Origin of the sequence: Xanthomonas sacchari, from assembly GCF_040529065.1 — a bacterium.
Classification (GTDB): domain Bacteria; phylum Pseudomonadota; class Gammaproteobacteria; order Xanthomonadales; family Xanthomonadaceae; genus Xanthomonas_A; species Xanthomonas_A sacchari.
In genome coordinates, this window is the sequence record NZ_CP132343.1 from 3,257,736 (window position 1) to 3,277,888 (window position 20,153).

Annotated in this window: 15 protein-coding genes; 4 read left to right on the plus strand and 11 right to left on the minus strand. The window is 68.7% G+C overall.

All coding sequences use genetic code 11. The features are described from left to right. Positions 1 to 17: 17 nt before the first annotated feature. The 3 genes from RAB71_RS13730 (at position 18) to RAB71_RS13740 (ending at position 3,222) form a co-directional block, all read left to right on the plus strand. Positions 18 to 899: an HlyC/CorC family transporter gene (locus tag RAB71_RS13730; protein WP_019801191.1), complete on the plus strand. Its 882-nt coding sequence runs from the start codon at positions 18 to 20 to the stop codon at positions 897 to 899. Positions 900 to 1,015: 116 nt separating this feature from the next. Then, positions 1,016 to 2,176 (plus strand): DUF4105 domain-containing protein, encoded by a 1,161-nt coding sequence (locus RAB71_RS13735; RefSeq protein WP_234006657.1) that lies wholly within the window; start codon positions 1,016 to 1,018, stop codon positions 2,174 to 2,176. Between the two features lie 50 nt (positions 2,177 to 2,226). Continuing rightward, the gene (locus RAB71_RS13740) at positions 2,227 to 3,222 is read left to right on the plus strand and encodes a magnesium and cobalt transport protein CorA (protein WP_010342143.1); all 996 of its coding nucleotides are present in this window, start codon (positions 2,227 to 2,229) and stop codon (positions 3,220 to 3,222) included. A gap of 171 nt (positions 3,223 to 3,393) precedes the next feature. Here RAB71_RS13740 and RAB71_RS13745 read toward each other — a convergent pair whose 3' ends face one another. From RAB71_RS13745 to RAB71_RS13795, 11 genes are all read right to left on the minus strand, one after another. Beyond that, the gene (locus RAB71_RS13745) at positions 3,394 to 4,758 is read right to left on the minus strand and encodes an NAD-dependent succinate-semialdehyde dehydrogenase (RefSeq protein ID WP_010342144.1); all 1,365 of its coding nucleotides are present in this window, start codon (positions 4,756 to 4,758) and stop codon (positions 3,394 to 3,396) included. A 210-nt stretch (positions 4,759 to 4,968) separates the two neighbouring features. Then, complete coding sequence (locus tag RAB71_RS13750; protein ID WP_010342145.1) at positions 4,969 to 5,820, minus strand: ABC transporter permease subunit; 852 nt, start codon at positions 5,818 to 5,820, stop codon at positions 4,969 to 4,971. Then, on the minus strand, positions 5,817 to 6,779 hold the full coding sequence (locus RAB71_RS13755; RefSeq protein WP_010342146.1) for an ABC transporter permease subunit: 963 nt from the start codon (positions 6,777 to 6,779) through the stop codon (positions 5,817 to 5,819). The genes RAB71_RS13750 and RAB71_RS13755 overlap by 4 nt, the downstream gene beginning before the upstream one ends. Beyond that, positions 6,776 to 7,918 carry an ABC transporter ATP-binding protein gene (potA, locus tag RAB71_RS13760; protein ID WP_010342147.1) on the minus strand — a complete coding sequence of 381 codons (1,143 nt, stop codon included), beginning with the start codon at positions 7,916 to 7,918 and terminating at the stop codon, positions 6,776 to 6,778. Before potA ends, RAB71_RS13755 begins: the two co-directional genes overlap by 4 nt. Before the next feature lie 135 nt (positions 7,919 to 8,053). Further along, a complete protein-coding gene (locus RAB71_RS13765) occupies positions 8,054 to 9,556 on the minus strand; it encodes an efflux transporter outer membrane subunit (RefSeq protein WP_029561978.1) in 1,503 nt (500 codons plus the stop codon). Between the two features lie 13 nt (positions 9,557 to 9,569). Next, positions 9,570 to 11,051, minus strand: a complete 1,482-nt coding sequence (locus RAB71_RS13770) for a DHA2 family efflux MFS transporter permease subunit (protein ID WP_081481939.1) — start codon at positions 11,049 to 11,051, stop codon at positions 9,570 to 9,572. Between the two features lie 92 nt (positions 11,052 to 11,143). Beyond that, positions 11,144 to 12,397, minus strand: coding sequence for an HlyD family secretion protein (locus RAB71_RS13775; protein ID WP_010342150.1), 1,254 nt, complete (start codon positions 12,395 to 12,397; stop codon positions 11,144 to 11,146). Between the two features lie 561 nt (positions 12,398 to 12,958). After that, positions 12,959 to 14,080, minus strand: coding sequence for a polyamine ABC transporter substrate-binding protein (locus RAB71_RS13780; RefSeq protein WP_010342151.1), 1,122 nt, complete (start codon positions 14,078 to 14,080; stop codon positions 12,959 to 12,961). Between the two features lie 90 nt (positions 14,081 to 14,170). Then, a complete protein-coding gene (locus RAB71_RS13785) occupies positions 14,171 to 15,535 on the minus strand; it encodes an aspartate aminotransferase family protein (RefSeq protein WP_010342152.1) in 1,365 nt (454 codons plus the stop codon). 844 nt (positions 15,536 to 16,379) lie between these two features. Next, positions 16,380 to 17,762 carry a glutamine synthetase family protein gene (locus tag RAB71_RS13790; protein WP_010343930.1) on the minus strand — a complete coding sequence of 461 codons (1,383 nt, stop codon included), beginning with the start codon at positions 17,760 to 17,762 and terminating at the stop codon, positions 16,380 to 16,382. Between the two features lie 5 nt (positions 17,763 to 17,767). Then, on the minus strand, positions 17,768 to 18,523 hold the full coding sequence (locus RAB71_RS13795) for a gamma-glutamyl-gamma-aminobutyrate hydrolase family protein (protein ID WP_010343931.1): 756 nt from the start codon (positions 18,521 to 18,523) through the stop codon (positions 17,768 to 17,770). Between the two features lie 244 nt (positions 18,524 to 18,767). Here RAB71_RS13795 and RAB71_RS13800 point away from each other — a divergent pair, with 244 nt between their 5' ends. After that, positions 18,768 to 20,147, plus strand: coding sequence for a glutamine synthetase family protein (locus RAB71_RS13800; RefSeq protein WP_010343932.1), 1,380 nt, complete (start codon positions 18,768 to 18,770; stop codon positions 20,145 to 20,147). The last annotated feature ends 6 nt before the right edge of the window (positions 20,148 to 20,153 follow it).

A 20,153-nucleotide genomic window follows, 5' to 3' on the forward strand; every position in this document is an offset into this window, starting at 1 on the left:
GCGCCTGACCACAGAACATGTCTGAAGACGGACCGAGTAGCTCCTCCCCCGAACCCCACGAAAAGCGCCGCGGCTGGCTGGAACGCCTGACCTCGGTGTTCTCCGGCGACCCGCACACCCGCGACGATCTGGTCGAGGTGCTGCGCGACGCGCAGCACGACGGCCTGATCGCCGCCGATACGCTGCGCATGATGGAGGGCGCGCTGTCGGTCTCCGAACTCACCGTCGGCGACGTGATGGTCTCGCGCGCGCAGATGGTGTCGCTGCCGGTGGAGTCGCGCTTCCTCGACCTGATGAAGCAGGTGGTCGAATCCGGCCACTCGCGCTTCCCGGTGCACGGCGAGAACAAGGACGACATCCTCGGCATCCTGCTGGCCAAGGACCTGCTGCGCGGCGTGGTCGCCGACCACGGCCCGGGCACGGTGCGCGAACTGCTGCGCCCGGCGGTGCTGATTCCCGAGTCGAAGAAGCTCAACGTGCTGCTCAAGGAGTTCCGCCTCTCGCGCAACCACATGGCGATCGTGGTCGACGAGTACGGCGGCGTGGCCGGGCTGGTGACCATCGAGGACGTGCTGGAGCAGATCGTCGGCGACATCGACGACGAGCACGACGATGCCGAGGACGAGGCCTCGCTGATCGCCGCGCAGGCCGACGGCCAGTACGTGGTGGATGCGCTGACCCCGATCGAGGATTTCAACGAGCGCTTCGGCGCCGACTTCCCGGACGACGACTACGACACCGTCGGCGGGCTGGTCACCGAGGCGATCGGCCACCTGCCCGAGACCGGCGAGGAACTGACCCTGGGGCGGTTCGCGTTCCGTGTGGCGAAGGCCGACGCGCGCCGGGTGCAGGCGTTCCACGTCACCATCCTGCCACCCGCCGAGCAGGACGGCGCTTGAGCGCGCGCACCGTGCCGCGCACGCGCGCGGCGTACTGGCTGGGATTGCTGTTGGCGCTGTGGGCCGGGTTGGCCTTTGCGCAGACCCCGTCCGCGGATCCGGCGGCCCCGCCGCCGCTGGCCGCCCCGCCCGCACCGACAGGATCGCCAGCCGACGCCAGCGACCCGGCGCCGCGCATCGGCGTGGCCACGATGCAGCCCGGCGAAGTGTTCTTCGAGCGCTTCGGCCACGACGCCATCGTGGTGCTGGATCCGCGCAGCGGCCAGGCCACCTCGTACAACTTCGGCTTCTTCGACCCCAGCGAACCGGGCTTCGTCGGCCGCTTCGCCACCGGCGACATGCGCTACTACCTGGTCGCGCTGCCGCTGCAGGAGGACCTGGAGCAGTACCGCGAGGCCGGCCGCGGCGTCGACATCCAGTGGCTGGACCTGGCCCCGGCGCAGGCACGCGCGCTGCAGCAGGCGCTGGCCTGGCGCGCCCGCCCGGAGAACGCCCGCTACCGCTACGACTACTACACCGCCAACTGCGCCACGATGGTCCGCGATGCGCTGGACCGGGCCATGGGCGGGGCGCTGCACGCGCAGCTGTCCGGCCGCTCGCGCGGCAACACCTACCGCAGCGAATCGGTGCGCCTGGCCTCGCCGGCGCCGTGGATGTGGCTGGGCTTCGACCTGGGCCTGGGCCCGTACGCCGACAAGCCGCTGTCGCGCTGGGAAGAGGCCTTCGTACCGATGCGCCTGGCCGAGAGCCTGAACGAGGTGCGCAACAGCGAAGGCCGCCCGTTGGTGCAGGCGCGCCAGCAGTTGCTGCCGCAGCGGCTGCCGCCGGAGCCACCGGAACAGCTGCGGCACTGGTGGCCGTGGCTGCTGGTCGGGCTGGCCGCGGCAGCGGGCGTGCTGGCGCTGGGCCGCCGCCCGCGCTGGCTGGCCGCGCTGGCGCTGCCGTTCTGGCTGCTGTGCGCGCTGGGCGGCGCGGTCCTGCTCTATCTGTGGGGCTTCAGCGAGCATCGCGCCGCCTGGGGCAACCGCAACCTGTTGCTGCTGGATCCGCTGTGCCTGCCGCTGTTGGTCGGGGGCGTGGCACTGCTGCGCGGGCGCCGCCCGGGGCGCTGGTTCGACGTGCTGCTGTGGCTGGTGGTGGCGCTGGCAGGCGCCGCGCTGCTGATCCACTGGCTGTCGATGCTGCAGCCGCAGTTCAACCTGCAATGGATCGCGCTGCTGCTGCCGGTGCACGCGGCGCTGGCCTGGGCGCTCACCCGCCCTCGCCCGCAGCGCTGATACCGTCGACGCCACTCGCCCCGCGCGTCTCCGCCGAACCCGCTCCCGCCATGGCCTCCGCGACCGCCAATCCCGCCTGCGTCATCAACTGCGTGCATTACGACGGCCACGGCCGCCGCCACGATATCGCCCTGGAACAGATCAGCGACGTGCTGGCCGGCCACGACGACGGCTTCGTCTGGGTCGGCATGTACGAGCCCGGCGACGCGGTGCTGCAGCAGCTCAAGGAGGAATTCCAGCTGCACGAACTGGCGATCGAGGACACCCGCAAGGCGCACCAGCGGCCCAAGGTCGAGGCCTTCGGCAACTCGCTGTTCCTGGCGGTGCATACCGCGCAGGTGATCGACGAGCGCATCGTCTACGGCGAGACCCACGCCTTCCTCGGCGAGCGCTTCCTGCTGACCGTGCGCCATGGCGCCTCGCTGCCCTACGCGCCGGTGCGCGAGCGGCTGGAACGCGAGGCCTCGCTGATGAAACTGGGCCCGTCGTACGCGCTGTACGCGGTGCTGGACTACGTGGTGGACAACTACCAGCCGATCCTCGATGCCTTCCGGCAGAGCCTGGAACGGCTGGAGGCCGACATCTTCGCCGAGTCGTACCGCCGCGACACCGCGATCCGCTTGTACGAACTCAAGCGCGAACTCAACCAGATGCGCCTGGCGGTGGCGCCGCTGCAGGACGTGCTGGCGCACCTCAAGCGCCACCCCGGCCCGCTGATCGCCGAGGAAGTGCGGCTGTACGTGCGCGACGTGCTCGACCATGCGGTGCGCACCAACGACGCCATCGACACCCTGCGCGAGATGCTCGGCACCGCACTGAGCGTGAACCTGTCGCTGGTCACTCTGGCCCAGGGCGAAACGGTCAAGCGCCTCGGCGCCTGGGCCGCCCTACTCGCCGCCCCGACTCTGATCACCAGCTGGTACGGCATGAATTTCAAGCAGATGCCGGAACTGGAATGGCCCTGGGCCTACCCGCTGATGGTCGGCGGCGTGGCCGCGGTGTGCGTGGCGCTGTATGTGGCGTTCAAGCGGGCGAGGTGGTTGTGAGCCGCCGCGCAGCGGCGGCGAGAATGGAGAAACGGGAATCGGGAATGGGCGGCGCGCCGCAGGCATGATGTAACGCTGCATCGTTAGGCGTGCAGCAATCATCCGTGACAGACGGCGCCATCAGGCCCCGCCGCTTCTCCCATTCCCAATTCTCCATTCCCGATTCCCAACTCAAGCCACATACACCGACTTGATGTTCATGAACTCATGGATGCCATGCTCGGCCAGTTCGCGGCCGAAGCCGGAGCGCTTGATGCCGCCGAACGGCAGGCGCACGTCGCTCTTGACGATGGCGTTGACGAAGGCGGCGCCGCATTGCAGTTGGCAAGCCACGCGTTCGCCGCGGGCGCGGTCGGCGGTCCAGACGCTGCCGCCGAGGCCGAAGGTGGTGTCGTTGGCCACGCGCACGGCTTCGGCTTCGTCGGCCACGCGCAGGATCGCCGCGACCGGGCCGAACAGTTCCTCGTCGTAGGCCGGCATGCCCGGCGCCACCTGGTCGAGGATCGAGGCCGGATAGCCGGCGTGGCTGCCGCGCTCGGGCTCGCAACCGAGCAGCGGCTTTGCGCCCTTGGCGATGCTGGCCTGCACCTGCTTGTGCAGTTCATCGCGCAGATCCTGCCGCGCCATCGGCGCCAGCGTGGTCGCCTCGTCCTGCGGATCGCCCAGGCGGCGTTCGGCCGCGGCGGCCACGAACCGGCGCACGAACTCATCGGCGATCGCCTCCACCACCACGAAGCGCTTGGCCGCGATGCAGGTCTGCCCGGCGTTGTCGAAGCGCGACTTCACCGCCGCAGCGACGGTGGTATCGAGGTCGGCGTCGTCCAGCACCACGAAGGCGTCGCTGCCGCCCAACTCCATCACGCACTTCTTCAGTTGCCCACCGGCATTGGCGGCGATGGAGCGGCCGGCGCGCTCGCTGCCGGTCAGGGTGACCGCGGCCACGCGCGCATCGCGCAGTACCTCGGCGGCCTGGTCGTTGTCGATGTGCAGCACGTCGAACACCCCGTCCGGCACGCCGGCGTCGGCCAGCACCTTGCGGATCGCGTCGGCGCAACGCGGCACGTTGCTGGCGTGCTTGAGCAGGGCGACGTTGCCGGCCATCAGCGCCGGCGCCAGGAAGCGGAACACCTGCCAGATCGGGAAGTTCCACGGCATCACCGCCAGCACGCAGCCCAGCGGCTCGTAACGCACGTAGCTGCGCTGCGCATCGGTGGCCACCGGTTGTTCGCGCAGGTACTCGGCCGCGTGCTCGGCGTAGTAGTCGCAGGCGGCGGCGCACTTGTCGAGTTCGGCCAGGGCCTCCTTGCGCAGCTTGCCCATTTCCGCGGTCATCACCCGCTGGATCGCGTCGCGCTGTTCGCGCAATTGCGCGCCGGCCTTGCGCAGCAGCGCGCCGCGCTGTTCCAGCGGGGTCGCCGCCCAGCCGGGGAATGCCTGCGCCGCGGCGGCCAGGCGCTGTTCGACGGCGGCGGCATCCATCAGCTCGAGGCTGTATTCGACCTGGCCATTGGCCGGATTGACGGTGTCGTAAGGCATCGCGCGGACTCCTGGAAAAATGTCCGGTCAGCCTAGCGCCGTGGACGTTGCCGCGACGTGGCGATGGCGCCGCGTGCGATGGCTCACAGTGTTCCGCCATTTCCGTAGGAGAGGCTCTTGTCCCCTTTTCGGGATCAGCCGCGACGGGGCGTTATCGGAAGGTCCCGGTCGCGGCTGAAGCCGCTCCTACGTGGAGCAAAGCAGCACGCTTTAACCAACCTGCTGCTGGGCAAGCTGGATATCGCGCTGGCGGCGCTTCTCGCTGCGCGCCATCAGCCACCAGCCGACGAACGCGGCGATCGAGACCGCCAGCACCATCAGCGTGGCCAGGGCGTTGATCTTGGGCTTCAGGCCCATACGCACCGAGGAGAACACGGTCATTGGCAGCGTGGTCGAATCCGGGCCGGCGACGAAGTTGGCGATCACCACGTCGTCCAGCGACAGGGTGAACGCCAGCAGCCAGCCCGACACCAGCGCCGGCGCGATGATCGGCACGGTGATCAGGAAGAACACCTTCAGCCGGTTGGCGCCCAGGTCCATCGCCGCCTCTTCCAGCGAGCGGTCCAGCTCCTGCAGGCGCGAGGACACCACCACGGTGACGAAGGACAGGGTGAAGGTGACGTGCGCCGCCCAGATCGCCATCACGCCCTTGGGCGGGATGCCGAGCACGCCGCCCATCGACACCAGCATCATCATGATCGACAGGCCGATGATCACTTCCGGCATCACCAGCGGCGCGGTCACCAAGGCGCCGAACAGGCTCTTGCTGGGAAAGCGGCGGAAGCGGGTCATCGCCATCGCCGCCAGCGTGCCGATCACCATCGACGCGGTGGCGGTCCAGAACGCCACCTTCAGGCTGATCCACGCTGCCTGCAGGATCTGCCGGTCGCGCAGCAGCTCGCCGTACCACTTGGTGGAGAAGCCGGCCCACACCGTCGCCAGCTTGGAAGCGTTGAACGAATACACCATCAGCAGCAGGATCGGCAGGTACAGGAAGGCGAAGCCGGCGCCCAGCACCGCCCAGCGCAGCACCGCGCCCATGCCGCCGCGCGCGCCGCTCATGCCTGCCCACCTTCGAGCTGGCGCTGCTGGTAGCGATTGAAGATCAGGATCGGCACCATCAGCAATGCCAGCATCGCGATCGCCACCGCCGAGGCGGTCGGCCAGTCGCGGTTGTTGAAGAACTCGCCCCACAGCACGCGGCCGATCATCAGTGTGTCCGGGCCGCCGAGCATCTCCGGGATCACGAACTCGCCCACCGCCGGGATCATCACCAGCATGCACCCGGCGACGATGCCCGGCCGCGACAGCGGCAGGGTCACGGTCAGGAACGCCTTCCACGGCGGCGCGCCGAGATCGTAGGCGGCCTCGAGCAGGCGCTGGTCGAGCTTGACCAGGGTCGCGTACAGCGGCAACACCATGAACGGCAGGTAGCAGTAGACGATGCCGATGTAGGCGGCGACCGGGGTGTACAGGATGTGCAGCGGCGCATCGATAACGCCCAGCGCCAGCAGCGCGCGGTTGAGTACGCCGTTGCTGTCGAGGATGCCGATCCAGGCGTAGACGCGGATCAGGAACGAGGTCCACGACGGCAGCACCACCAGCATCATCGCGATGTTGCGCGCCGACGGCGACAGCCGCGCGATCGCGTAGGCCATCGGGTAGCCGATCAGCAGGGTCAGCACGGTAGAGATGCCGGCGATCTTGATCGAGCCCCAGTAGGCCTCGATGTACTGATGGTCGCGCAGCAGCGCCAGGTAGTTCTGCAGGGTCAGCTTCAGCGTCAGCACGCCGTCGCGGAACTCCAGCAGTGCGCTGTACGGCGGGCTGCGGATCGCCTGCTCGGCGAAGGAGATGCGCAGCACGATCAGGAACGGGATCGCGAAGAACAGCAGCAGCCACAGGTAAGGCGCGGCGATCACCAGCCAGCGCATGGCCGGCAGCGAGCGCAGGCGCACGCGTTGCGGCAGACGCCGCCGCGGCGTCGGCTCGGGCGGCACCGGCACGACGGGCGCGCTCATGCGGTCAGTACCACGCCGTCGTTGTCGTCCCACGACACCCACACCGTGTCGCCCCAGGTCATGCCTTCGCTGTCCCAGCGTTTCTGGTTGGCGAAGTTGGACTGCACGCGGATACCGCTGGGCAGGCGCACGTGGAAGATCGAGTGGCTGCCGAAATAGGCGATGTCCTCGATGGTGCCGCGCGCCTTGTTGTAGGTCTGCTCCGGTTCGCCCTTGGTGATCCAGACCTTTTCCGGGCGCACCGCGAACGCCACCTCCTGCCCTTCCACGCCGGTGATGCCGTGGCTGATGTAGATCGGCACCGGGAACTGCGGGCAGAGCACGGTCACGTGGTCGGGATGGTCCTCGCCGATGCGGCCCTCGAACATGTTCACCGAGCCGATGAACTCGGCGACGAAACGGCTGTTCGGCGACTCGTAGATGTCGCCCGGCGTGCCGACCTGGCGGATGCGGCCCTGCTCCATCAGCGCGATGCGCGTGGCCATGGTCATCGCCTCCTCCTGGTCGTGGGTGACCATCACGCAGGTCACCCCCGAGGTCTCGATGATGGAGACCAGCTCCAGCTGCATCTGCGAGCGCAGCTTCTTGTCCAGCGCACCCATCGGCTCGTCCAGCAGCAGCAGCTTGGGCCGCTTGGCCAGCGAGCGCGCCAGCGCCACGCGCTGCTGCTGGCCGCCGGAGAGCTGGTGCGGCTTGCGCTTGCCGAGCGTGCCCAGCCGTACCAGTTCCAGCATCTCGCCGACGCGGCTGGCGATGGCGCTGCGCGACAGCCCGTCCTGCTTCAGCCCGAAGGCGATGTTCTGCTCCACGCTCATGTGCGGGAACAGCGCGTAGGACTGGAACATCATGTTGAGCGGACGCTGGTACGGCGGCAGCCCATCCAGCGGCTGGCCGTCGAGCACGATGCGCCCGCGGCTGGGCTGCTCGAACCCGCCCAGGCAGCGCAGCAGCGTGGACTTGCCGCTGCCGGAACCACCGAGCAGCGCGAAGATCTCGCCCTGGCCGATGTCCAGGTCGATGTCGTCCAGCGCAACGAAGCCGTCGAACTCCTTGCGCAGCCCGGCGATGGACACATAGCCGGCGCCCTTGGCCGGCGGCGGCGCCGGCAGATGGTCGGTTCTCGCGTCGCTCAACGCCATCGGTGATTCCCCATGAAGCACGCCGTCGTGCGCAGCGCCGATGCGGCGGCGACCGTGGCGCGGTGATCGTCAGTGTAGCTGTGACGGCGTGGGATTCGGGAGTGGGGATTGGGGATTCGTCAAAGCGGCGCGCGCTTACTGCGCCGTAGCTGGCGCTGGCGCGGACGCCGGTGGCGGAGGTGCCGCCCAGCCAAGGCCCAGGCTCTTCTGCAGGGCCACGTAGCGCAGCAGCACCTGGGTGTGCGCCTGCAGCGCGCTGTCCTGGGCCGAGGCCTGCTGGCGCTGCACGTCCAGCGCATCGATCAGCGACGAGGCGCCGGCGGCATAGCGTTGCTGCAGCAGCGCGGCCGAGCGATCCGCCGAGGCGGCGGCCTTGTCCGCCGCCAACGCCTGCTGGCGCGCGGCGCCGAACCGCGCCAGTGCGCCGTTGGCGTCCTGCAACGCGGCCAGCACCGTGCCCTCATACGCCGCCAGCCGCGCTTCATTGCCGGCGCGGGCCTGCTCGACCTTGGCGCGGGTGCCGCCGAAATCGAAGATCGACCATTGCAGGAACGGCGCCACCACGCTGTTGAGCGCATCGCGACCGAGATCACCCGGCGAGGTCGCGGCCATGCCGATGTTGCCGAGCAGCCGCACTTGCGGGAAATACGCGCTCAGCGCTTCGCCGATCTTCGCCGAGGACGAGGCCAGCTGACGTTCGGCGCGGCGCACGTCCGGGCGCCGGCGGATCAGCGCGCCGGCATCGTCCACCGGCACCGTCGCCGGCAGCGTCGGCAACGGCCGGTCCGCGGCCAGCTCGGCGTCGAGCGCGCCCGGCTCGCGGCCGATCATCAGCGCCAGTTGGTCCAGCGCCACCTGCGCCTGCGCCTGCAGGTCCGGCAACACCGCTTCCTGCTGCTGCAGCTGCGCCTGCGCGCGTTCCACCTGCAGGTCGGCATCGGCGCCGCGCTCGCGGCGCTGGCGGGTCAGTTGCAGGGTCTGCCGCGCGGCCTCCAGGTTGCGCTGGGCGATGGCCATGCGTGCACGGGTGCTGCGGTAGCCCAGGTAGGCCTGCCCCACTTCGGCGGCGATCTGCACCTGCGTGTCGGCCAGGTCGGCCTCGTCGGCCTGGGCGTCGGCCAGTGCGCCTTCGCTGGCGCGGCGGCGGCGGCCGAAGAAATCCAGCTCCCAGCTGGCGTCGATGCCGACGCTGTAGAGCTGCATGCGCGGATCGATCTCCACCGGCTGGCCGGTGCCGGCGGCGATGCTGCCCAGGCGGTCGGTCAGCGCATCCGGCGCGCGCGCGTTGAGGTAGGCCGCGTTGGCGCCGACGCTGGGCAACTGCTCGGCGTGGCGCTGGTCGACCAGCGCGCGCGAGGCGCGCAGGCGCGCCTGCGCCACCCGCAGGTTGGGGCTGTGCTGCAGCGCCTGATCGACCAGCATGCTCAACTGCGGGTCGTGCAGGGTGTCCCACCAGCGCTGCGGCGGCGGTGCCGGCACCACCCCGGCGGCGGCCGCCGTGGCATCGGCGCGGTGCAACCGCGGCTGCGCCAGCGCCGCCTCGGCCACCGACGGCGGCTTCACGTAGTCCGGGCCGAGCATGCAGGCCGACAGCAGTGAGGGCAGCGCGGCGGCGACGAGAACGCGGGAGAAACGCAGGGCCATGGAATCCTCAATGCATCGCGAGCGGAGCGCCGCCCTTGGGCAGCGGCTTGAGCAGGAACGCCAGCGGGATCGTGCACACCACGATCACCCCGAAGATCCAGAACAGGTCGTTGTAGGTCATCACCAGCGCCTGCTGTTGCACCAGCCGCGCCAGCTGGGCCAGCGACTGCATCGCCGCGCCGGCGCCGGAGGCCGACTGCAGTTGCGCGGCGATGCCGTGCAGGTAGTCCTGCGCCAGCGGCGAATTGGCGGTGGTGCCGCTGCCGAGCATCTGCGTATGGAACACCATGCGCCGCTCCTGGAAGGTGGAGATCAGCGCCAGCCCGATCGAGCCGCCCATGTTGCGCGCGGCGTTGAACAGGCCCGAGGCGTCGCCGGCCAGGTCCGGCGGCACCGAGGAGATCGCCGCCTGGTTGAGCGACATCATCGCCAGCGCCAGCCCGCAGCCCTGCAGCAGTTGCCCTACGACGAAATGCATGCCGACCGACTCGGCGGTCAGATGCATGTTGACGAAACAGGCCGCGGCGAAGCAGCTCAACCCGCCCAGCACCAGCACGCGCACGTCCACCGTGGTCAGCAGCTTGGGCATCATCGGCATCAGCAACACCGTGGGGATACCCGACAGCAGCACCACGTAGCCGGACTGCTCGGTGTTGTAGCCGGAGATCACCGCCAGGAACTGCGGGATCATGTACATGACCCCGAACAGGATCATGCCCACCGCCATCACCATCACGAACACCGCGCCGAAACTGCGCTGCAGCAGGATCGACAGGCGGATCACCGGCTGCCGGCTGAGGAACTGCGAGCCCACCAGGGCGATGAAGCCGACCAGCGACACCACGCTCAGCAGCACGATCTCGGTGGACTCGAACCAGCGCTCGCGCTGGCCTTCCTCCAGCACCACGGTCAAGGCGCCCAGCCCCGCGGTCAGGCCGAAGATGCCGAGCCAGTCGGCGTCGAGCAGCCCGCGCAGGTACATGCGCTCGTGCGGCAGCCCGAGCAGCAGCAGCGCCACCAGGCCGGCGCAGACCGGCACGTTGAGGAAGAACGCGTAGTGCCAGCTCACGTTCTCGGTGAGCCAGCCGCCCAGCAACGGGCCGATCACCGGGCCGAGGATCACGGTCATGCCGAACAGCGCCGTGCCCAGGGTCTGCTGCGCCGGCGGCAGGCGCGTGGCGACGATGGTCAGCGCGGTGGGGATCAGCGCGCCGCCGGCGAAGCCCTGGCCGACCCGGCCGAGGATCATCATGGTCAGGCTGTTGGACAGCCCGCACACCACCGAGAAGAAGGTGAACAACAGCGCGCAGATCAGCAGGAAGTTGCGCAGCCCCAGGGTGCGCACGAACCAGCCGGTGAGCGGGATCATCACGATCTCGGCGACCAGGTAAGAGGTCGAGATCCAGGTGCCCTCGGTGCCGCTGGCGCCGACCTCGCCCTGGATGGTCGGCAACGCGGCGTTGACGATGGAGATGTCCAGCGTCGCCATGAACGAGCCGATGGTGCCGGCGGCCACCGCCAGCCACGCGCCGGTGTCGGCCTTTTGCGGCGCCTGGGCGCCGGCCGCCGCGGCCGCTTCGCTCACGGGGTGCGCCCGCGCGGGGCGACCGCATCCTGGCCCTGCGCGTCTTCTTCCTCCACGCGCTCCTTGGCGTCCTTGGCGCTGCGCGTGTCGACGGTCACCGTGACCGACATGCCCGGCACCAGGACCTTGCGCGCCTCGGCGCCGGCCTTGAGGCGGACCCGCACCGGCACCCGCTGCACCACCTTGGTGAAGTTGCCGGTGGCGTTCTCCGGCGGCAGCAGCGCGAACTGCGACCCGGTGCCCGGGGCGATGCTCTCGACCACGCCATCCAGTTCCACCCCGGACAGCGCATCGACCTCGATCCGCGCCGGCTGCCCCGGCCGCATCAGCCCGACCTGGGTTTCCTTGAAGTTGGCGCTCAGGTACAGCGCCTCCACCGGCACCACGCTCATCAGCCGGGTGCCGGCGGCGACGAACTGGCCGACCTGCACGGTCTTGTCACCGATGCGACCGGCGATGCGCGCGGTCAGGCGGGTATCCTCCACCGCCACCTCCGCCTGCGCGGCGTCGGCCTGCGCCTGCACCAGCGCGGCCCGCGCCTGGTCGAGCTGGGCGCTGGTGCCCTGCACCTGGCTCTCGGCGGCGACAACCTGGGCCTTGGCCGCGTCGAACTGCGCCTGCGCGCGGTCGCGGTCGTGGAGGATGCTTTCGTAGTGTTCGTGGGTGTCGGCACCGGACGCGGCCAACGGCCCGAAGCGCTTGGCCTCGCCCTGGGCAAAGCGCAGGCTGGCGGCGGCCGCGGTCACCTGGGTGCGCGCCTGCAGCAGGCTGGCGCGCTGCGCCTGCAGCCCGGCCTCGGCGGCGGCGATGTCGGCCTGGCGCACCGCGATGGCGGCCTGCGCCTGCTCCAGGGTGGCGCGGTAGGTGCGCGGGTCGATCTCCAGCAGCGGCTGCCCGGCGGTCACTGTCTGGTTGTCGCGCACGTACACCGCGGTGACATAGCCATTGACCCGTGGGGCCACCGCCACCGTGTCGGCCTGCAGGTAGGCGTTGTTGGTCTCCTGCAGGTAGCGGCCGGTGGTGAGGTAGTAGATCAGCCACACCACCAGGCCGATCACCACCAGCAGGCCGATCAGCAGCAGGGTCCATTTGACCTTGGGGTTCTTCAGCGGCGACGGGGTGTCGGCCTTGCCGGTGTCGTCGCCGCGCGCGTCGTCCCGGCGCTTGCCGGCCTGGCCCTGGTCGGCGTGGGCGTCGGGCGCGGCGGCCTGCCGCGGCGCCTGCGAGGAGTCTGGGTCGTGGTTGCTCAAGTCGCTGATTCCTGGGGAGAGGAAGAACGTCGCCGGGTCGGGACGGCGACGCCACCAAACGGTAGCGTACGCCCGCCGGCGCATTATTTGTACCGGCGAGTACAGAGTGTGTGAGCATCGCGTGGCGGTGGCGCTGCGGCGTCTCTGCGAGTGCGGATGCTGTGCGGCGCCAGACCCGGCCGCTTGCGTCGAGGGAGCGATTTGCCGGTCGCTCAGCCCGATGGGGCGCCATGCGCGGAGGCGCCCTTCGGTCGCGCGAAGGGCGCTATCGGGAAGGCCTGTCGCGGCTGAAGCCGCTCCTACGGGAGAGGGTGTTGCCCGCTCCGATCTCGACCGGGAGAGCGTGCCGGCGCGGTACCTGCGTGCACCGGCAAAAGGGGAAGGAGCGGCTTCAGCCGCAACGGGCGAAGACGCGATGCGTGCCAGGCAGCATCGCGTCGGGACTGAAGTCCCTCCCACAACAGCCGCTTGCACTTGGCGTGGCCGACTCGGGCAAGCGTGTCGTGCTGCCCCACCCGGATCAACGACACCGCATCGCCCGGGACAGCAAAGACCAGCGGCTCAGCGGCCGGTCTTGATCTCCGTCCACAGGCGGGTGTACAGCTTGTCCACCTCGGGTGGGTTGATCGAGTAGGTGAACATCTTCGCGGCCACTTCCGGCGGCGGATAGATGGTCGCGTCGTTGCGGATGGCCGCGTCCACCAGCGGGGTCGCCTGCGGCACCGGGTTGGCGTAGTGGATGAAGTCGGTATTGGCCGCGGCCACCTTCGGCGTCAGCAGGTAGTTGATGAACGCGTAGGCGTTGTCCGGGTGCTTGGCGTCCTTGGGGATGGCCAGCATGTCGAACCACTGCGGCGCGCCTTCCTTGGGAATCGAGTAGGCCACGTGCACGCCGTTCTTGGCTTCCTCGGCGCGGTCGCGGGCCTGGATGATGTCGCCGGACCAGCCCACCGCCAGGCAGGTGCTGCCGTTGGCCAGCGAGGTCACGTACTGCGAGGAGTGGAAGTTCTGCACGTAGGGGCGGATGCGCTTGATCAGCGCCGCGGCCTGCTCGATCTTGGCCGGATCGGTGCTGTGCGGATCCTCGCCCAGGTAATGCAGCGCGATCGGGATCAGGTCCGAGGGCGTATCCAGCAGGGTCACGCCGCAGTCCTTGAGCTTGGACAGGTTCTCCGGCTTGAACACCAGGTCCCAGCTGTTGGCGATGTCGGTGCTGCCGAACGCGGCCTTGACCTTGTCCACGTTGTAGCCGATGCCGGTGGTGCCGACCATGTACGGCACGCCGTATTTGTTGCCTGGATCCTGCTGCGCGATGCGCTGCATGATCTGCGGATCGAGATTGGCCAGGTTCGGGATCTTGCTCTTGTCCAGCGGCAGGAACACCCCGGCCTGGATCTGCCGGCCGAAGAAGTTCAGCGTTGGCACCACCACGTCGTAGCCGCTGCCGCCGGCCAGCAGTTTGGTCTCCACCATCTCGTCGCTGTCGAAGACGTCATAGGTGACCTTGATGCCGGTCTGCTTTTCGAAGTCGGGAATCGTGTTCTCGGCGATGTAGTCCGAGTAGTTGTACACGTTGAGCACCTTCGCCTCGCCCTGCCCCGCCTTGTCCGCGTCGCCGCCGGAACCGCCGCAGCCGGCGAGCAACGCCGTGGCCAGGGAAAGAGTGAGCAGTCGCAAGGTCATGGCAGGTCTCCGCGGGTCCATGGGCAAGAGGGGGAAGGATCGGCGCCGCGCGCCGATCCGGGGGGACGGTCCAGACTACCCAGCGCCGGGCTATTTGCCCAGCGCCTGCGCGGTGTCCTCCAGCGCCCGCCAGGCCTTGTCGAACAGTTCGTCGACCTGGGCGCGGCTGAGGATCAGCGGCGGCGACAGCAGCATCGCGTCGTGGGTGGCGCGCAGGATCAGGCCGCGGCGCAGCGCATGGTCGCGGCACAGCGCACCGACCTTGCCGCGCTCGGGGAAGTAGTGCCGGTGCGGCTTGTCCGGCACCAGTTCCAGCGCCCCGATCATGCCGACGATGCGCGCCTCGCCGACCAACCGATGCTCGCCCAGCTCGGCCCAGCGCTGCGCCAGGTACGGCGCGATCTCGCTGCGTGCGCGTTCGACGATGCCCTCGTCCTGCAGCAGGCGCAGATTTTCCAGCGCCACCGCCGCGCACACCGGGTGGCCGGAATAGGTGCAACCGTGCGCCAGTTCGCCGCCCTGCTCCTTCAGCACCGTGGCCACGCGCGTGCCGAACATCGCCGCCCCGAGCGGGATGTAGCCGGAGGTGATGCCCTTGGCGATGGTCATCACGTCCGGCTGGAAGCCGAAGTGTTGCGACCCAAACCATTCGCCGGTGCGGCCGAAGCCACAGATCACCTCGTCGGCGACCAGCAGCACGTTGTAGCGGCGGCAGATGCGTTCGATCTCCGGCCAGTAGCTGCGCGGCGGGATGTACACGCCGATCGCGCCCATGATCGGCTCGCCGATGAACGCAGCGACCCGCTCCGGCCCCAATTCCAGGATCTTGTGCTCCAGCCTGCACGCGGCCAGCAGCCCGTATTCCTCCGGGTCCATGTCGCCGCCGTCGCCGAACCAGTACGGCGGATCGATGTGGTGGATGTCGGGGATCGGCAGACCGCCCTGGCGGTGCATGCCCTTCATCCCGCCGAGGCTGGCGCCGGCCATGGTGGTGCCGTGGTAGCCGTCGTGGCGACCGATGAAGATGCTCTTCTGCGGCTGGTCCTGCACGGCCCAGAAGTGTCGCACCAGGCGCAGGATGGTGTCGTTGGCCTCGGAGCCGGAGTTGGTGAAGAAGGCATGGTCGAGGTCGCCCGGCGCCAGTTCGGCGAGCTTGGCGGCCAGGCAGATGGTGGGCTCGGTGGTGCACTGGAAGAAGCTGTTGTAGTACGCCAGCTGTTCCATCTGCCGCGCGGCGGCCTGGCCGAGTTCCTTGCGCCCGTAACCGACGTTGACGCACCACAGGCCGGCGAAGGCATCCAGCAACTGGTTGCCGTCTGCATCCCAGACATAGGCGCCGTGGCCGCGGGTGAGGATGCGGGTGCCTTTCTGCGCCAGGGCGGCGTTGTCGTTGAACGGGTGCAGGTGGTGCGCGGCATCCAGGTCCTGCAGGGCGCGCGTGTCGATCGGGTCCATGTCCACTCCAATGTTGTTACCAAGGCCGCAAACGCGGCCAAGCTTTGCTCTTGCTCGTTCTGTTGCTGTTGCTGTTGTTCTTGCTGTTGCCGGCGCTTTTGACTTGCCGGGTTCCCTTCCGAAGCGGCGGCCGTGCCGGGGAAAAACCCCGAAGGGGCGGCGCACATGGATGTGCGCCGTTCGCGGCAGGGGCAGGATGCCCCTTCCGCGAATCCCCCGGCATGGACGCGGACCCGGAGCGCGTTAGCGCGGAGGGCGCGAGGCAGGGTGTGCTTTCTTTTGGTTACTTTTCTTTGCACAAGCAAAGAAAAGTGACTCGCCGCTAGGCGAAAGCTTTGCTCTTGCACTTGCTGCTACGGCGGTGGCCGCTGAATCGTAGGAGCGGCTTCAGCCGCGACAGCGAGAGCCAATTGTGTCTGTCGCGGCTGAAGCCGCTCCTACAGATCTTCTCGTCCGACAGAAAAATTTCAATCAACAGCAATAGCAACAGCAAAAGCTTTAAAGGCTTTCGCCCTTGCGGGCGAGTTACTTTTCTTTGCTCGCGCAAAGAAAAGGTAACCAAAAGAAAGCGCGCCCTGCCTTCGCGCCCTCCGCGCTGCGCGCTCCGGGTCCGCGTCCATCACGGGGATCCGCGGAAGGGGCATCCTGCCCCTGCCGCGGACGGCGTACATCCATGTACGCCGCCCTTCGGGTGTTTCCCCGCGATGGCCGCCGCTTCGGAAGGGAACCCGGTAAGTCAAAAGCAACAACCGAAGCAACAGCAAAAGCAACGGCAACAGCAACGGCAAGATCGAATTTGCTGCAGAGCGTAGGCATCACGCGAGCCACGAAAGGCACCAGGAACTCACACGTTCAACAACAAAAACTCCCGCTCCCACGAACTGATCACCCGGAAGAACGTCTCGTATTCCTTGCGCTTGACCGAAATGTACGCCCGCACGAAACGCGGCCCCAGCAACTCCTGCAACGGCCCGCACCGCTCCAACTCGTCCAGCGCCTCGCCCAGCGAGCGCGGCAACTGATAGCCCATCTCCTTGCCGCTGCCGGTAGTCGGCTCGGTTGGCTCGAGCTTCTCGCGGATTCCGAGCAGGCCGCAGGCCAGCGTCGCCGCCATCGCCAGATAGGGATTGGCATCGGAGCCGGCGAAGCGGCTCTCCACGCGCATGTTCTCGATCGTGTCGATCGGCACGCGCAGGCCGCAGGTGCGGTTGTCGAAGCCCCACAGCACGTTGCTCGGCGACACCTCGCCGAACATCAGCCGCCGGTAGGAATTGACATTGGGCGCGAAGAACGCCATCGCCATCGGCACGTACTTCTGCAGGCCCGCCAGGTAATGGGCGAAGGTGCGGCTGTACTCGCCGGCGCGGCGGCCGCTGAAGACGTTCTTGCCGTGCTTGTCCACCAGGCTCTGGTGGATGTGCATCGCACTGCCCGGCTCGTTCTCCATCGGCTTGGCCAAAAAGGTGGCGTAGACGCCGTGGCGCAGCGCCGCCTCGCGCATGGTGCGCTTGAACAGGAATACCTGGTCGGCACGCGACAGCGCGTCGTCGTGAGTGAAGTTGACCTCCAGCTGCGCCGCGCCGGATTCGTGGATCAGCGTGTCCACGTCCAATTCCATCGCGTCGCAATAGTCGTACATCAGGTCCAGGATCGGGTCGAACTCGTTGACCGCATCGATCGAGTACGACTGCCGCGCCGTCTCCGGCCGCCCGGAGCGGCCGGCCGGCGGCAGCAGCGGGAAGTCCGGATCGGTGTTCTTCTGCACCAGGAAGAACTCCAGCTCCGGCGCCACCACCGGCTTGCAGCCGATCGCCGCATACGCCGCCAGCACCCCGCGCAGCACGTTGCGCGGCGCCAGTTCGTGCGGCTTGCCTTCCTTGGTGTAGCAATCGTGGATCACCTGCGCAGTTGGGTCGGCGGCCCACGGCACCATGCGCACCGTGTCCGGGTCCGGGCGCAGTTGCATGTCCGAATCCGACGGCGAGGTCAGGTCGTAATAGTCGTCCGGATAATCGCCAGTGACGGTGGTGGCGAATATGCCCTCGGGCAGCCGCGTGCCGTAGTCGTGCGAGAACTTGGCGGCAGGAATGATCTTGCCGCGGGCGTTGCCGGTGATGTCCGGCACCAGGCATTCGACCTCGGTGATGTGGCGTTCCTTGAGCCAGCGCCGCAGCGAGCTTTCCTGCTGCTCCGGCGTGTGCTTGCGCGATCGGGGTCGACTGGCCATGGGACTCAGTGCCTGCGGGTGGCCGCATAGTGGCGACAGGCGTCGCCGAAGGATTGGAAGATGCCGAGATAGAACGCGTCGTCGAGCACCCGCCACTCCGGATGCCATTGCACGCCGAGCAGGAAGCCGGGGCCGATGCCGCGGAAGGCCTCGATCAACCCATCCGGCGCCAGCGCCTCGACGATCAGGTCGCCGCCGAGCCGGGCCACACCCTGCCCGTGCAGCGAGTTGACCCGCACCCGGTCGCGGCCGGCGATCTCCTCCAGCCAGCCGCCGTGGCTCAGCGTCACCTCGTGCGCCGGCGCGTATTGCGCCTCCAGCGGCGCCTGCGGATCCTCTCGATGATCGGACAGCCCCGGCTGCGCATGCACCTTCTGGTGCAGGGTACCGCCGAGGGCGACGTTGATCTCCTGGAAGCCGCGGCAGATCGCCAGGATCGGCAGGCCCAGCGAGATCGCCTGCGGAATCAGGTCCAGCGTGTTGGCGTCGCGCGCCGGGTCGTGCAGGTTGCCGAGCCAGCTCGGCTCGTCGCTGTAATGATGCGGTTCGATGTTGCTGACCGCGCCGGTCAGCAGCAGGCCATCGAGCCGGGTCAACCACGCGCGGGCGTCGACCGGCGGCTGCAGCGACGGCAGCAGCACCGGGGTCACCCCCGCACCATCGACGGCGGCGCGCAGATACTTCTCGCCCGCGGCCAGGAACGGATGCTGGCCGATGAGCTTGCGGTCGGTCGGTACGCCGACCAGGGGCGATACGGCCATGCGAAGAACTCGTGTGGCGTCGTCGCAAGTTACCGCGGGCGTTTTATTTTTACAACACGACGCACTGCGGAACGCGGCACAGACTGCATGCGCCGCGCCCACATTGCGCACGCAAGGTCGTGAAATCTTGCCGCAGCATGACGACAGTGCGGCCGACCGTTGGCACAGCGCGCCCTGCGGCTGTTGAGTATTCTTGACGCCATGGCGCTCTGCTAAGCTCGAAGCACTCCCGCAGTCCGCCGCGATGACCCGCATGCACGATGTTCCGCTGCTGCCCCCGGACGACGCCCAGACCCTGCAGCGCATCGCCGGCTGCGAGCAGATCGACCTGCTGCTGCCGGACTGCAACGGCCTGCTGCGCGGCAAGCGCATCGCCCGCGATGCGTTGGACAAGGTCTACCGCGACGGGGTGTGCCTGCCGATGTCGCTGATCGCCACCGACATCACCGGCAACACCGTCGAGGAAACCGGGCTCGGCTACGACATCGGCGACGAGGACCGGCTGTGCTTTCCGGTGCCGGGCAGCCTGCGGCCGGTGCCATGGGCGCCAGTGCCGTCGGCGCAGTTGCTGCTGACGATGCAGGACGGCGCCGGCGGCGCGCTCGACTTCGCCCCGCGCCAAGTGCTGGCGCAGGTGCTGGCGCGGCTGCAGGCACGCGGGCTGACGCCGGTGATCGCGGTGGAACTGGAGTTCTACCTGTTCGACCCGCACGCCGATGCGCACGGCCGCCCGCAGCCGCCGCTGCACGCCCACAGCGGGCTGCGCAGCGACAGCACCCAGGTGTATTACATGCAGGAACTGGACGACCAGCGCGGCTTCACCGACGCGGTCGCGCAGGCCTGCCGCGCGCAGGGCATCCCGGCCGACACCGCGGTCGCCGAATACGCGCCGGGCCAGTTCGAGATCAACCTCAAGCATCGCGCCGATGCGCTGGCCGCCTGCGACGATGCAGTGCTGCTCAAGCGCGCGATCAAGGCGATCGCGCAGCAGCAGGGCCTGCTCGCCAGCTTCATGGCCAAGCCGTTCGCCGCGCAGTCCGGCAGCGGCCTGCACCTGCACGTGAGCCTGCTGGACGGTGCCGGCGACAACGTGTTCGCCTGCACTCCGCAGGCGCCGGCCACGCCCTTGCGCCATGCCATCGGCGGGCTGCAGCACAGCGCCGAGGACTGCCTGCTGCTGTTCGCCCCGCACGCCAACAGCTACCGGCGCTTCGTCGCCAACGCCTTCGTGCCGCTCAACGACAGTTGGGGCTTCAACAACCGCACGGTGGCGATGCGGGTGCCGCACAGCGACCCGGCCAACACCCGCATCGAACACCGCATCGCCGGCGCCGACGCCAATCCCTACCTGGTCGCCGCGGCGGTACTCGCCGGCATCGAGCACGGCCTGGCGCAGGGTCTCGATCCGGGCCCGCCGACGCAGGGCAACGCCTACGCGCAACACGCCGCACGCGAGCCGGACTGGCGCGGCGCGATCGCCCGTTTCCTGGATAGCGACTTCGCCGCCACCGCCTTCGGCACGCGCTTCCGGCATATCTACGGCCAGCAGAAGCGCCGCGAGCTGCTGGACTTCCAGGCGCAGGTCAGCGATGTGGACTATCGCTGGTATTTGCGCACGGTTTGAAGGCTG